The 14,045-nt window shown below is 70.7% G+C and carries 10 protein-coding genes; 4 read left to right on the top strand and 6 right to left on the bottom strand.

Annotated features, from left to right (window positions below; genetic code table 11):
• Positions 1-34 precede the first annotated feature (34 nt).
• Positions 35-1,066, top strand: coding sequence for a non-homologous end-joining DNA ligase (gene ligD / locus ACIQU3_RS06100; RefSeq protein WP_403743117.1), 1,032 nt, complete (start codon positions 35-37; stop codon positions 1,064-1,066).
• Here the strand turns inward: ligD and ACIQU3_RS06095 are convergent.
• Entirely contained in the window at positions 1,053-3,242 is a 2,190-nt protein-coding gene (locus ACIQU3_RS06095) for an OmpL47-type beta-barrel domain-containing protein (RefSeq protein WP_403923515.1), read from the bottom strand. The two genes, ligD and ACIQU3_RS06095, sit on opposite strands and share 14 nt — an antisense overlap.
• Positions 3,242-5,722 (bottom strand): ThuA domain-containing protein, encoded by a 2,481-nt coding sequence (locus ACIQU3_RS06090; RefSeq protein WP_403923513.1) that lies wholly within the window; start codon positions 5,720-5,722, stop codon positions 3,242-3,244. Before ACIQU3_RS06090 ends, ACIQU3_RS06095 begins: the two co-directional genes overlap by 1 nt.
• Before the next feature lie 187 nt (positions 5,723-5,909).
• Between ACIQU3_RS06090 and ACIQU3_RS06085 the strand changes: the two genes are divergently transcribed.
• Both ACIQU3_RS06085 and ACIQU3_RS06080 read left to right on the top strand, forming a co-directional pair.
• On the top strand, positions 5,910-6,953 hold the full coding sequence (locus tag ACIQU3_RS06085) for a multicopper oxidase domain-containing protein (RefSeq protein WP_403743129.1): 1,044 nt from the start codon (positions 5,910-5,912) through the stop codon (positions 6,951-6,953).
• 89 nt (positions 6,954-7,042) lie between these two features.
• Positions 7,043-8,080, top strand: coding sequence for a LacI family DNA-binding transcriptional regulator (locus ACIQU3_RS06080; protein WP_403743134.1), 1,038 nt, complete (start codon positions 7,043-7,045; stop codon positions 8,078-8,080).
• Positions 8,081-8,151: 71 nt separating this feature from the next.
• Here ACIQU3_RS06080 and ACIQU3_RS06075 read toward each other — a convergent pair whose 3' ends face one another.
• A complete protein-coding gene (locus ACIQU3_RS06075; RefSeq protein WP_403743138.1) occupies positions 8,152-8,937 on the bottom strand; it encodes a VOC family protein in 786 nt (261 codons plus the stop codon).
• A 224-nt stretch (positions 8,938-9,161) separates the two neighbouring features.
• Between ACIQU3_RS06075 and ACIQU3_RS06070 the strand changes: the two genes are divergently transcribed.
• Entirely contained in the window at positions 9,162-9,407 is a 246-nt protein-coding gene (locus ACIQU3_RS06070) for a WhiB family transcriptional regulator (RefSeq protein WP_366712892.1), read from the top strand.
• A 177-nt stretch (positions 9,408-9,584) separates the two neighbouring features.
• On the opposite strand, the gene ACIQU3_RS06065 is transcribed toward ACIQU3_RS06070, so the two are convergent.
• The 3 genes from ACIQU3_RS06065 to ACIQU3_RS06055 all read right to left on the bottom strand — a co-directional run bounded on the left by ACIQU3_RS06065 (position 9,585) and on the right by ACIQU3_RS06055 (position 14,043).
• Entirely contained in the window at positions 9,585-10,562 is a 978-nt protein-coding gene (locus ACIQU3_RS06065) for an acyl-ACP desaturase (RefSeq protein ID WP_403743141.1), read from the bottom strand.
• 193 nt (positions 10,563-10,755) lie between these two features.
• Positions 10,756-11,532, bottom strand: coding sequence for a dimethylargininase (gene ddaH, locus ACIQU3_RS06060; protein ID WP_403743144.1), 777 nt, complete (start codon positions 11,530-11,532; stop codon positions 10,756-10,758).
• 234 nt (positions 11,533-11,766) lie between these two features.
• On the bottom strand, positions 11,767-14,043 hold the full coding sequence (locus ACIQU3_RS06055; protein WP_403923511.1) for an ATP-binding cassette domain-containing protein: 2,277 nt from the start codon (positions 14,041-14,043) through the stop codon (positions 11,767-11,769).
• Between the last annotated feature and the right edge of the window lie 2 nt (positions 14,044-14,045).

The raw sequence follows: 14,045 nt of genomic DNA, 5'->3' as shown, positions 1-14,045 counted from the left end.
GCGAGGTGTGCGGGCTACGCCTACCGTGTCCAGCATGGGTGACGCGGTGGAACTGGAGGTGGACGGCCGGACCGTCCGGCTGTCCAGCCCGGACAAGATGTTCTTCCCGGAGCGCGGTTTCACCAAGCTGGACCTCGCCCGCTACTACATCGCCGTCGGCCCCGGCATCCTGCGCGCCCTGCGCGACCGGCCGACCACCCTGGAGCGCTACCCGGAAGGCATGAACGGCGAGAACTTCTTCCAGAAGCGGGCGCCGAAGAACATGCCCGACTGGATCCCGACCGCCCACATCACCTTCCCCAGCGGCCGCAGCGCCGACGAGATGTGCCCCACCGAGGCCGGAGCGGTGGTGTGGGCCGCGCAGTTCGGCACCCTCACCTTCCACCCCTGGCCGGTACGCCGCGACGACGTCGACCACCCGGACGAGCTCCGCATCGACCTCGACCCGCAGCCCGGCACCGACTACGACGACGCCGCCCGCGCCGCCCACGAACTACGGTCGGTGCTCGACGAGTTCGGCGGCCTGCGGGGCTTCCCCAAGACGTCCGGCGGCCGGGGACTGCACGTCTTCGTGCCCATCGAACCGCGCTGGACCTTCACCCAGGTCCGCCGCGCCGCCATCGCCGTCGGCCGGGAGATGGAACGGCGGATGCCCGGGCACGTGACCATCAAATGGTGGAAGGAGGAACGGGGCGAGCGCATCTTCCTGGACTACAACCAGACGGCACGCGACCGCACGATCGCGTCCGCCTACTCGGTACGCCCCCGCCCGCACGCTCCCGTCTCCGCCCCCCTGCGCTGGGAGGAGGTCGGGGTCGCGCACCCTCAGGACTTCGACCTCGCGACGATGCCCGCGCGCTTCGCCGAACTCGGCGACGTGCACGCGGACATGGACGACAAGCGCTATTCCCTCGAGGCCCTGCTCGACCTCGCCCGCCGCGACGAGCACGACCACGGGCTGGGCGACCTGCCGTACCCGCCCGAGTATCCGAAGATGCCGGGAGAGCCCAGGCGGGTACAGCCGAGCAGGGCCCGCAAGGAGAAGGAACCCCCTACAGCTCCTTGATCCGGATGTCGCGGTACGAGACCACGTCGGTCGTGCCGTGCACTTGGAGCCCGATGTAGCCGGAGGCGAAGCGCCGCCCGTCCGTGCCCGGGTCGTCCGAGCGCGGCGGGGTGAACTCCTGGCCGCCGGTGTTGTCGAACTCGTTGATCAGCGCGCCGTTGCGGAACACCGAGTAGTGCTGGCCCTGCACCCGGATCTCGTAGTCGTTCCAGGTGCCCTTCTGGGTGACACCGGCACCGGCGAGACCGACACGGTCGAACCCGTAGACCGAGCCCGTCTTGTACATGTCCCCGTCGGGCCGGTCGAACACCTGCACCTCGTGTCCGTACTTGATGGCGACCCACTCGGGCCGGGACTCCTCCGGATGGTCGTGGACCCACGGGAAGCGCACGAACACCCCGGAGTTGGCGTTGCCCGTGCCCGGGGCGTCATCACGCCACTGGAGCTTCAGCGAGAAGTCGCCGTACTTGCGCTCGGGGAACCACAGCATGCCCATCCCGGGCGTGGTGGTGCCGGAGGTGATCGTCCCGTCCGGGTTCAGCCCGAACGAACCGCCGCCCACCTGCTGCCACTTGGCCAGGGACCCGGCGGTGCCGTCGAAGAGCGCGCGGTAGCCCTCGGTCTGCCCCGGCTTGCCGATCCCGGACTGCCGGGCCGCCTTCCGGATCGCCTTGGACTCCCGCTGGTCGAGCACGCCTTCCTTCAGGAGCGCGTCCAGGACGGAGTCCACGTGCTTCAGGAACAGCGCCTGGGACGTCCACTCCTTCTCGTCCTCGATCAGCTCGCCGATCCGGCACCGGTTGTCCGTGACCCGGTTGCGCACACCCGAGTCGACCGTGCCGACGATCACCGTCAGCCGCTCGTCGTACTCGGGGCAGTCCGGAGCGGGCACCTGCCCCGAGACGACCGTGAAGGTCACCGTGCGGGCCGCCGCGGTGTTGCCCGCCTTGTCCGTCGCCCGGTACGCCACGGTGTGCGCACCCGCCCGGTCGACCACCACTGGCGCCGAGTACGCGAGGTAGGGCCCGCCGTCGAGCGAGTACTCGATCCTTTCGACGCCCGAGCCGTGTGCGTCCGTCGCCGTGACGGTCACCCGGGCGCTGTTGACGTACGCGCCGCTCGCGTTTTTCGTGCCCTCCACGCTCACGCCTGTCACCGGCGGGGTGGTGTCCTGCGGCGGCGCCCCGACGACCGTGAACGTCACGCTCTTCTCCGCAGCCACGTTGCCCGCCTTGTCGGTGGCCCGGTAGCGGACGGTGTGCTCACCCACCTGGTGGACCATCACGGGACCGGAGTACGGCTGCCAGGCGCCCGATCCGATCGCGTACTCGATCGTGTTGACCCCGGATCCCGTGTCGGAGGCCGAGACGGTGACCGTCGCCATGTCGATGTACGCGCCGTCGGCATTGCGCTCACCACTCACCGTCGCCGAGGTGTCCGGTGCGGTGGTGTCGTCCGACTGGGGAGCGACGACCGTGAACGTGGCCCTCTTCTCGGCGGACACGTTCCCCGCCTTGTCGAAGGCCCGGTAGCGGACCGTGTGGTTGCCGACCTGACTGACGACGACCTGCGCGGTGTACGGCTGCCAGGCACCCGCGTCCCCGATCGCGTACTCGATCCGCTCGACGCCGGAGCCGCCCTCGTCGGTGGCGTGCAGGGCCACGCTCGCCGAGCCGACGTACTCGCCCTGCGCGTTCTGGGTGCCGCTCACGTGCGCCGACGCCTCGGGCGCCGTGGTGTCCTCGCCGGTGCCCTCGGTCACGGTGAGGATGCCCTGCATCTGGCCGTGGCCGGGGATCGTGCAGTGGTAGAGGTACCGGCCGGGCGTGAGCGTCACTTGGGCGGTGTGCTTGCCGCCCTGGGCGTCGTTCGGGTTGGCCAGGATGTTGAGCTGTACGTCGCTGTTGAACTCGGGGTCGCTGGTCACGAACGTCAGCGTGTGCGGCATGCCTGTGGTGTTGCCGGTGGCCGCGCTGTTCTCGAAGACGATCGTGGCGGTGCCGGCGACCGCTGTCTTCGGCGACGTCAGGTACTTGTCTATGTCGTTGCCGGCCGTCCAGGTGAGCACCTGGGCGGCGGCCTCCTTCCCGGGCTGCCCGGCGGCGGGCAACGCCTGCATGCCGAGCATCATCAGCAGGGCGGCCAGCAGCGCGGCCCAGACTCTTCGTTGCCGCATCACTCGGCCCCCCTCGCCAACTGGCCGGCGGCCGGGGTGGGCCCGCCGCCCTTGTAGGTGACCCGCCACAGGGCCGACTTGGAGTCAGAGGTGAAGAAGCCGCGCCCGTAGTCCAAGACGTACAGTGCGCCGTCCGGACCGAACTTCCAGTCCATCAGGTTCTTGATGCCGTCGTTGCCGACCGGCACGATCTTCTTCAGCGACTCCGCGTGCACCGGCAGTCCGCCGTCGCCTTGCGTCTTCGGGTCCATGAGTACCGCGTTGCGCGGCTGGTCGGCGTCGTAGAAGTCACCGACGAACCACTTGCCGTCCCAGTACGCCGGCCACTTGACGGTGCTGTCGGCCGCGACCGTGCCGTAGCGGTAGACCGGCCCGTTCATGGCGGCCTGCCCGCCGCCCTTCAGCCAGGGCAGCCGGTAGGTGGCCTCCGCCGGCTTGTACGACGGCACGCCGCTCGCGTCCCGCGGGTAGTCCGGGCCGCCGCCCGAGGGCGAGTACCAGATGTTGTTGCCGGTCACCGGCGGCAGGTTGACCAGCCCGTCGTTGTTCGGCGACTCGTTCTTGGGGTGGTCGCAGTCGTACCAGCCCAGCGGCTTGGACGGATCCGGCAGGTTGCGGTCCCGGTAGGGCTGCTTGTTGCCCATGCAGTACGGCCAGCCGCGGTTGCCCGCCTCGGTGATGGCGGCGAACGTGTCGTACTTGGCCGGGCCCCAGGTCGTCGAGGGCGCACTCGCGTCCGGGCCGACCCAGCCCGCGTAGAGCACGTCGGTCGACTTGTCGATGGAGATGCGCGCCGGGTTGCGGACGCCCATCACATAGATCTCGCCGCGTGTCTTGCCGCCGCCCTCGTCGGTTTCCTTCCCGGTGAAGAGATTGCCCTGGGGGAGGGTGTACGTCCCGTCCTGCTCCGGGTGGATGCGCAGGATCTTGCCGTTGAGGTTGTTGGTGTTGCCCGCGGTGCGGCGTGCGTCCGCGAAGGAGACTCCCTTGTAGTTCGGCTCCGGGTTGTTGCCCGAGTAACCGGAGCTGAAGCCGCTGGAGTTGTTGTCACCGGTGGCGATGTACAGGTTGCCCTTGGAGTCCCAGGCCATCCCGCCGCCCGCGTGGCAGCAACTGTGGATCTGCACCGGCCACTTCAGCAGCACCTTCTCGCTGGCGAGGTCCAGCTTGTTCGTGGTCCGGTCGAGTGTGAACCGGGAGACCCGCCGCTCCGCCATCCGCGTCTCGCGGTTGATCCGCTCGTGTGGCGTGTAGTGCAGATACACCCAGCCGTTCTGCGCGAACCCCGGGTCCAGCTCGATGCCGAGCAGTCCCTCCTCGACCTTGATCAGCTCGTCGCCGCCGCCCTTGTTGCCGAAGACGGTGAGTGCTCCGGCCAGGGTGACCTGCTTGGTCCTGGGGTCGTAGACGTGGATCTCGCCCTTGCCCTTGCCGATGTCGGGGTTGTTCCAGTCGGTGATCACCGGCTGCGAGGAGTCGGCGCCGCCCCGGCCGATGTAGAAGACCCGGCCGTCGGGCGCGGTGACCATCCCGTGCGGCTCGCCGATCTGGTCGTTCTGCCCGGGCTGGTTGGGCCTGGTCAGCCGCTCCGCGGCGTAGTTGGCGTTGATGGTCGCCTTGCAGTCGGCCTGCTCCAGCCGGGTCGTCCACATCAGCGCGCCGCGCAGATGGTCGCGGAAGTCGGTCTCGTCGTACGACGACACCGTGCCGCCCATGCCCGTGTAGAAGGACCGTCCGCCGTCGTAGTCCCGGCACCAGCTGACCGGATGGTCCCAGCCGTTGGAGCCCGAGCCCGGCTGGTAGGTCGACTCGCGGACCCGGGCCACCGTGTGCACGTCGCCCGAGGGGTTCTTCACCCAGTTCAGCCACTGGTCCGGGCGCTTCCACTGCACCGGCAGATCCTTGGTGGCGGGGTGCCGGCGGTCGCCGACCTCGACGGTCGCGCGCTGGACCGCCGTCGGGCTGGAGGCGGTCGGGCGGGCACCCACCAGGCCGGTGAACCAGTCCGAGTACGGCTCCGCGCGCGCCGCGTCATGGATGCCGACGAACCCGCCGCCGGCCTCCATGTACGCCTCCAGGCCCGCCTCCTGCTCCGCGTCGAGGACATCGCCCCCGCCGGTCAGGAACACGATCGCGTTGAAGCGGCCGAGCCGCGTCTCGTCGGTGAAGACCGAGGCGTCGCCGGTGGCCTGCACCTTGAAGCGGCGGTTCGCGGGACCCGTGAGGCCGATGTCCTCGATGGCCTCGATCCCCGCGTTCACCACCGGTGACTCCTCCCCGGCCGCCGCGGAACCGTGGAAGATCAGCACCCGTACGTTCGCGCCGCCCGGTGGCGACTTGATCGACATCGTTGTCAGCGGGGGTTCGGGGAACGGGCGCGCGTTCGCGGTGGGGCCCGACAGCAGCCCGGCTGTCACGACCCCCGCGGCGACGGACGCCGCCCACACCCGTCTTCTCGTGCTCAACCCTCGTAAGTGCATGGGCACCTCCTCGGCCAGCAACACCGCCAAGGAAGCTAAACCCCTTTGCATGCCTCGCCAATACCTATGACCGGGATGACGCCAACTTTGTCTTGAGTGTGGATAAACGGGAGCGCGGCCGGTACCGTCTCACAGGTTCATCACAGGTACGCCTCCGTAAATGCCTTACCAGGGTGGGGAGTTCCGCATGGACAGACGCGGTTTCAACCGGCGGGTCCTGCTGGGCGGCGCGGCCGTCGCGACATCGCTGTCCGTGGCACCGGAGGCCGTGAGCGCCGCCGGACCGGCGAAGACGGCGCCCGCCGGGGGTGAGGTGAAGCGCATCAAGCTCTACGCCGAGAAGCTCCCGGACGGGCAGATGGGCTACGGCCTGGAGAAGGGCAAGGCGAGCATCCCGGGCCCGCTGATCGAACTCAACGAGGGCGACACGCTGCACGTCGAGTTCGAGAACACCATGGACGTGGCGGTCAGCCTGCATGTGCACGGCCTCGACTACGAGATCACCAGCGACGGCACGAAACTGAACCGCAGTCATGTCGAGCCGGGCGGCACCCGCACCTACACCTGGCGCACCCACGCCCCGGGCCGCCGCAAGGACGGCACCTGGCGCTCGGGCAGCGCGGGCTACTGGCACTACCACGACCATGTCGTCGGCACCGAGCACGGCACGGTGGGGCTACAGAAAGGCCTGTTCGGGCCCGTCATCGTCCGCCGCAAGGGCGATGTCCTGCCCGACCGGACCCACACGGTCGTCTTCAACGACATGCGGATCAACAACAAGCCGCCGCACTCGGGGCCGGACTTCGAAGCCACGGTGGGCGACCGCGTCGAGTTCGTCGTGATCACGCACGGCGAGTTCTACCACACGTTCCACATGCACGGTCACCGCTGGGCGGACAACCGCACCGGCATGCTGACCGGGCCCGAGGACCCCAGCCAGGTGATCGACAACAAGATCACGGGTCCTGCCGACTCCTTCGGCTTTCAGGTGATCGCGGGGGAGGGGGTCGGCGCCGGCGCCTGGATGTACCACTGCCACGTGCAGAGCCACTCCGACATGGGAATGGTGGGACTGTTCCTGGTGAAGAAGCCGGACGGGACCATCCCCGGGTACGACCCGCACGCGCACGGTGAGCAACCGGCCGGCGGCGGTCATGAGCACGGTGAGGAACCGGCGGGCGGCGGTCACGAGCCCGGTGCGGAACGGGCGGGCGGCGGTCACGCGCACTGAGGGGCGCTCCCCAGAGCGCGCGAGAGCGCTCTCACCACGCTGCGGACCGGGGCTATCCTGAGCGGCAGCCGCAGGTGAGGAGCCCCGAAGTGACCGACACAGCGCCGCGTCCCACGCTGGAGGCCGTGGCCGCCAGGGCCGGGGTCTCACGGGCCACCGTCTCCCGTGTGGTCAACGGCGGGGACGGCGTGCGCGACGTCCTGGTGGAGCGGGTCCGCAAGGCCGTGGAGGAACTGGGGTACGTGCCCAACCAGGCCGCCCGCTCCCTGGTGACCCGACGGCACGACGCGGTCGCGGTCGTCGTCGCCGAACCGGAGACCCGGGTTTTCGCCGACCCGTTCTTCGCACTCCAGCTGCGGGGTATCAGCAAGGAGCTCACCGCCCACGACAACCAGCTCGTGCTGCTGCTCACGGAGGGCCGGGACGACCACGCCCGGGTCGGCCGGTACCTCGCCGGCGGGCACGTCGACGGCGCCCTCGTCTTCTCGCTGCACCTCGACGACCCGCTGCCGGAGCTGACACAGCGGGCCGGTGTCCCCACGGTCTTCGGTGGCCGGCCCGGCTGGGGCGGCGGCCGGCGCGACGTCGTCTACGTCGACAGCGACAACCGCGGCGGCGCCCGTGACGCGGTCCGCCACCTCGCCGGCCTCGGCCGCACCCGTATCGCGCACATCACCGGCGCCCTCGACCAGACCTCCGCCGCGGACCGCCTCGACGGCTACCGGGACGTCATGGTGGACGCCGACCCACGGCTGATCGCGGAGTCCGACTTCACCCCGGCCGGCGGCGAGCGGGCGATGCGCGAGCTGCTCGACCGGTGCCCGGACGTGGACGCGGTGTTCGCCGCCAACGACCTCATGGCCTCCGGCGCGCTGCGCGTCCTGCGCGCAGCGGGCCGCCGCGTCCCCGACGACGTGGCCGTGATCGGCTTCGACGACATGCGGCCCGTCGCCGAGCAGACCGACCCGCCGCTGACGACGGTGCGTCAGGACATCGAGGAGATGGGCCGCCTGATGGCCCGCCTGCTGCTGCGCGGCCTCGACCGGGACGCCCCGCGGGAGGGCGTCGGGGCGCCCCCGTCCAGCGTCGTACTCCCGACGACGCTGGTGCGACGCGCATCGGCCTGAGGGCCTGTCGCGATAGCGGCGCCTGACGCATGACGCCCGGGACGACCCCGAGGGCGTGCGCCGGTGCGGCCTCAGCCCTGCCGCGGTGCGCTGTGGATCACCGCGAAGCGGGCGCCGTAGGGGTCGGCGAGTTTGGCGAGGCGGCCGACGGAGGGCACATCGGTGGCGGGCAGGCGGACCGTGCCGCCCAGCTCCGCGGCCCTGGCGACCGTGGCGTCCGTGTCGGCGACCTCGAAGTACGGCAGCCAGTGCGCCTCGTTTTCCGCGGGGTCGTCGGCCAGGGGCACGACCCCGCCGAACATGGCGTCCTCGCTCTGCCCGGCGGGGACGAACGTGGTGTACGCACCGCCGGCGAAGTCGGCGCCGAAGGTCTCCAGACCCAGCACGGAGTGGTAGAAGGCCGCCGCGGCCGGGACGTCCGCCGTGTACAGCTCGACCCAGCACAGCGAGCCGTGCTCCTGGACGGCCTCCAGCCCCTTGTTGCGGCCCGGCTGCCACAGGCCGAAGGTCACCCCGGCCCGGTCGGCGAGGATCGCCATCCGGCCCAGGTCCTGGACGTCCCTCGGCTGCACCGTCACCGCACCGCGCGCCTGCTCGGCCGCCCGCGCCGTGGCGTCCGCGTCCGGCGACTGGAAGTACACCGTCCAGGAGGGCGGGCCCTGCTCCGGCGTGGTCTGCATGCCGCCGGCGGCCGTCCTGCCGCCGAGCCGGAACAGGCCGTAGCCCCCGACCTCCGGGCCGCCCGGCTCGAACCGCCAGCCGAACAGCGCTCCGTAGAAGGCGGCGGCGCCGTCGATGTCGGGGGTGCCGACATCGATCCAGTTCGGAGCACCGGTGACGTAACGGGTGGTGAGCATCGTCGCCCTCCTCGGACAGGGGCCCGTCGTCTGCACTGCCGAGTCTGGCACCGCCCGGTGACGAACGCCGCCGGAGCGCCGCCGGGACGCGTCGCGGAGGTTTCCGCGCGCCGCCGTGCGCCGTCCCGTCCGGCGGGCGATCATCGAGCGGCCGGGAGGTCCGTGAACGCGGTGTTGATCTCGTGTTGATCGAACGTTTTTCGCCGCCCGCGACGCTCTCGGTCATGCACATCGACACCATCACCTCGCCCGAACTCGAATGGCAGCAAGAGGCGTTGTGCGCGCAGACGGGGGCGGACTTCTTCTTCCCCGAGCCGGGCAGTTCGGTGCGGGAGGCGAAGCGGATCTGCGGTATGTGCCCGATCCGCGCGGCCTGCCTGGCGTACGCGCTGGACAACGACGAGCGCTTCGGCGTCTGGGGCGGTCTCTCGGAGAAGGAACGGCTTCAGCTGCGGCGGGTTCCGCGGTAGCCGCAGCCGTCCCGCTGAGCGGATCGGCGCCGCCGCGGTCTCCTCCGCTGCCCGCGCCCGCTCCGCCGGTACGGCACCGGGCCCCGGACGCTCGTGGCGGCCGGGGTCCGGTTCGGTGTGCGGGCGGTCTCCGGTTTCGTGCGCGGGCCGGGCCCGGTTTTCGTGTGCCGGTCGGCGTCAGGCGCCGGCCCGGGCCGCCATGCGGGCCTTGCGGGCGGCCAGCTTCTCGTCGAACTTCGACGCCTCGGAGTCCAGGCCGCCCATGAACAGACCGAGTTCCTCCTGCGCCTTGCGGCCCTCGGGGCCCAGGCCGTCGATCTCCATGATCTTCAGGAAGCGCAGCACGGGCTGGAGCACGTCGTCGTGGTGGATGCGCATGTTGTAGATCTCGCCGATCGCCATTTGCGCGGCGGCCCGCTCGAAGCCGGGCATGCCGTGGCCGGGCATCCGGAAGTTCACGATGACGTCGCGCACCGCCATCATCGTCAGGTCGGGCGCGAGCTCGAATGCCGCCTTCAGCAGGTTCCGGTAGAACACCATGTGCAGGTTCTCGTCGGTGGCGATGCGCGCCAGCATGCGATCGCAGACCGGGTCCCCTGACTGGTGGCCCGTGTTGCGGTGCGAGACGCGCGTCGCCAGCTCCTGGAAGGCGACGTAGGCCACCGAGTGCAGCATCGAGTGCCGGTTGTCCGACTCGAAGCCCTCGCTCATGTGGGACATCCGGAACTCCTCCAGCTTGTCCGGGTCCACCGCGCGCGAGGTGAGCAGGTAGTCGCGCATCACGATGCCGTGCCGGCCCTCCTCCGCGGTCCAGCGGTGCACCCAGGTGCCCCAGGCGCCGTCGCGGCCGAACAGCGAGGCGATCTCATGGTGGTAGCTGGGCAGGTTGTCCTCGGTCAGAAGGTTGACGACGAGCGCGATGCGGCCGATCTCGGTGACCTTGGACTGCTCCTTCTCCCAGGCCTGACCGTCATCGAAGACACCGGGGAAGTTGCGACCGTCGGTCCACGGCACGTACTCGTGCGGCATCCAGTCCTTGGCGACCTTCAGATGCCGGTTGAGCTCCTTCTCGACCACTTCCTCCAGGGCGTACAGCAGCTGGGCGTCGGTCCAGGCGCCGGCCGGGCTGCCGAGGTGGGGAGTGGTGATCGTCATGGACTCTCCAGGGGACAAGCGTACGAGCGGTGAGCAGTAAACCTACGGCATCGTAGGCTACGTCTCCGTAGGTTACGAAGCCGTAGGTTAAGGGTGCTGTAAAGGTCGCTGATCAGCGGGGTCGCCCTGGGGAGGGTGCTGGCTCCCCCCGGACCCGCAGGTCGGCGGGCCGAAGGGGAGGGATGCGGTCCGCTCAGACGTACAGATCCCGCAGCCGCACCGAGAGGCACGTCACACATCCCTCGAGCTTCTCGAACTCGCTGATGTCCACGACGACCGGTTCGTACCCGAGGTCGGCGAACAGCTCGGCGGTCTTCGGCGCGCTCGCCGCCATCAGCAGCTTGTCGCCGCCGAGCAGCACCACGTGCGACCCGGCCTCCTCCGGGACCGGCAGGAAGCGCCCGAACAGCGACGGCGTGTCCATCTTCGGGATGTGTCCGACGACCGTGCCGTCCGGCAGCGCCGTGACCGCCGACTTCAGGTGCAGCACCTTGCTCACCGGCACCGAGACGACCCGCGCGCCGAGCGGCTCGAACGCGGCGCGCAGCTGCCGGACGCCGGCGGCGTTGGTGCGGCCGCCCCGGCCCACGTAGACCGTGTCGCCGATCTTCAGGACGTCCCCGCCCTCCAGGGTGCCCGGCTCCCAGATCCAGTTCACCGAGCAGCCGAGACCGGCCACGGCCTCCTCCACCCCGGCGGTCTCCTCCCGCCGGGAGTCGGCACCGGGGCGCGCGATGAGGGCCACGTTCTTGTACATCACGACCGTGTCCTCGACGAACACCGAGTCCGGGCAGTCGTCGACCGGGTCCACCTCGATGATGTCCCAGCCGTGCGTGCGCAGGGCCTCCACGTACGCCGACCACTGCTCGACGGCGAGGCCGGTGTCGACCTGCTCCCGCTCGATGTGCGTCACCAGCCCCTCGGCGAGGCGCGGGCTGGGGCGGCGGACGAGGGCCTTCTTGCTGGGCACGAGCGTGACTCCGTATCGGATGGGACGTGTCGGGAGCGCACCGGCGGAGCCCCCGGGATCGACCGGAGCCCGTCGGGGCGTCGGCCGACCATCATGCAGGGCGAACGGGGGAGAGGACAGCCCCGGGAAGGCCCGGAGCGGACGGGGGGCCGACCCACCGCCCTCCGGGTACCCCACGACCCGCCCCGGCAACTCACCCCGCCGGCCCCGCCCCGGCCTCGGCGCGTGGCCGGCTCATGGGCGGTGCCGCACCGCCCGCCGCAGGTGCTCCGCGGTGAACGACCCCTGCGCCTCCAGCAGCCGGCCCGGCGTCCCCTCGAAGACGATCTCACCGCCGTCCCGGCCACCGTCAGGGCCGAGGTCGATGACCCAGTCGGCCCGGGCGACCACGTCCAGGTTGTGCTCGACCACGACGACCGTGTTGCCCGCGTCGACCAGCCGGTCCAGGAGAGCGAGAAGTCCCTCCACGTCCGCCATGTGCAGGCCGGTCGTCGGTTCGTCGAGGACGTAGACCGCGCCGGTCCGGTGCAGTCGTGTGGCCAGCTTGATCCGCTGCCTCTCACCGCCGGAGAGGGTGGAGAGCGGCTGCCCCAGCGTCAGATACGTCAGTCCGACGTCCCGCAGGGCACGCAGCCGCCGCCGTACGCCCGAGTCGTCGAAGAAGCCGAGCGCCTGCTCGGCGGTCATCTCCAGGACGTCCGCGACGGAGTTGCCCCGCACGGTCAGCCGCAGCACCTCCTCCTTGAAGCGCCGCCCCTCGCAGGCGTGGCAGGTCGTCGTCACCGGGTCCATGAAGGCCAGGTCGGTGTAGAGGAGGCCCCGGCCCTCGCAGGTGCCGCAGGCCCCGCCGGAGTTGAAGCTGAACAGGCCCGCCTCGGTCCCCGTCTCGCGGGCGAAGATCTTGCGGACCGTGTCCATGATCCCCAGGTAGGTCGCCGGGGTGGAGCGGCCCGAGACGCCGATCGACGACTGGTCGACGACCACGGCCTCGTCGTGCGCCGCGGTGAACTCCCCGGCCAGGGTGCTCTTGCCGGACCCGGCGACCCCGGTCACCGCCGTGAGCACACCGATCGGGAACCGTACGGTCACATCACGCAGGTTGTGCCGGCGGGCGCCCTTCACCCACAACTCCCCGGTGGCCTCGCGCACGTCTTCCTTGACCGCCGTACGGCGGCGCAGGCACCGTCCGGTGAGCGTGCGGGACGCCGCCAGCTCCCGTGGCGTCCCCTCGAACACCACCGTGCCACCGCCGGCCCCGGCCCCCGGACCCATGTCGACGACGTGATCGGCCAGCGCGATCACGTCCGGGTCGTGCTCGACCACCAGCACGGTGTTGCCCTTGTCGCGCAGCCGCAGCAGCAGGTCGCCGAGGCGGCCCACGTCGCGCGGGTGCAGTCCGACGCTGGGCTCGTCGAAGATGTACGTCATCCCGGTCAGGCTGGAGCCCAGGTGCCGCACCGTCCTCAGACGCTGCCCCTCCCCGCCGCTCAGCGTGGCCGTCTCCCTGTCCAGGCTGAGGTAGCCGAGGCCGATCGCCTCGATGCGCTCCAGCGCGGTGACGGCGGCCGAGGCGATCGGCCCGGCCACCGGATCGTCGATCTCCTTCAGAACGGTGATCAGGTCCGTGACCTGCATGCGGGTGCAGTCGGCGATCGACCGGCCGCTGACGCGGGTCGCGAGCGCCGCCGCGTTCAGCCGGGCTCCGCGGCAGCCCGGGCAGGTGCCCTCCACCAGGTACGCGCCCACCAGGTCCCGGGTCTTCTGGCTCATGGCCGACAGGTCCCGTTTCAGATACAGCCGCTCGAAGCGGACGGCCAGCCCCTCGTAATCGGTGGTCCAGGTGCCGCCGGTGCCGGTGACGGTGACCTTGCTGCCCGGCCGCCCGCGCATCAGGAACTCCCGCTCGGCGGCCGTGAACCGCCCGACCGGCTTGTGCGGGTCCAGGTCGGTGCTGTTGGTGTACGCCTGCCCCTGCCAGGTCCCGGCGGCGAACGGCGGGAAGCGGACCGCCCCGTCGGCGAGGGAGCGGTCCGGATCCAGGATCCGGTCCCAGTCGGGCCGCACTGTCCGGCCGAGGCCGTCGCACTCGGGGCACATTCCCGACGGGTCGTTGAACGAGTACGCCGTCGCCGGCCCGGCGCTCGGCGTGCCGTGCCGGGAGAACAGCACCCGGATCACCGAGTAGACGTCCGTCATGGTGCCGACGGTCGACCGGGAATGGCCGCCGACCTGCCGCTGGTCGACGACGATCGCCGGGGTGAGGTGCTCCAGGCCGTCCGCGTGCGGCCGCTCGAACTTGGGCAGTCGGTTGCGGACGAACCAGGGGTACGTCTCGTTCAGCTGGCGCTGCGACTCCACCGCGATCGTGTCGAAGACGACGGACGACTTCCCCGATCCCGAAACGCCGGTGAACACGGTCAGCCGGCCTTTCGGGATGCGGAGGGTGACGTCCTTCAGGTTGTTCTCGCGTGCTCCGGTCAGGGTGATGGCATCGTGTGCGAAGTCGGTCATGC

Origin of the sequence: Streptomyces sp. NPDC101110 (genome assembly GCF_044759525.1) — a bacterium.
In the GTDB taxonomy this organism is placed as follows: Bacteria; Actinomycetota; Actinomycetes; order Streptomycetales; family Streptomycetaceae; genus Streptomyces.
This window is presented reverse-complemented; position numbering and strand designations above follow the sequence as displayed.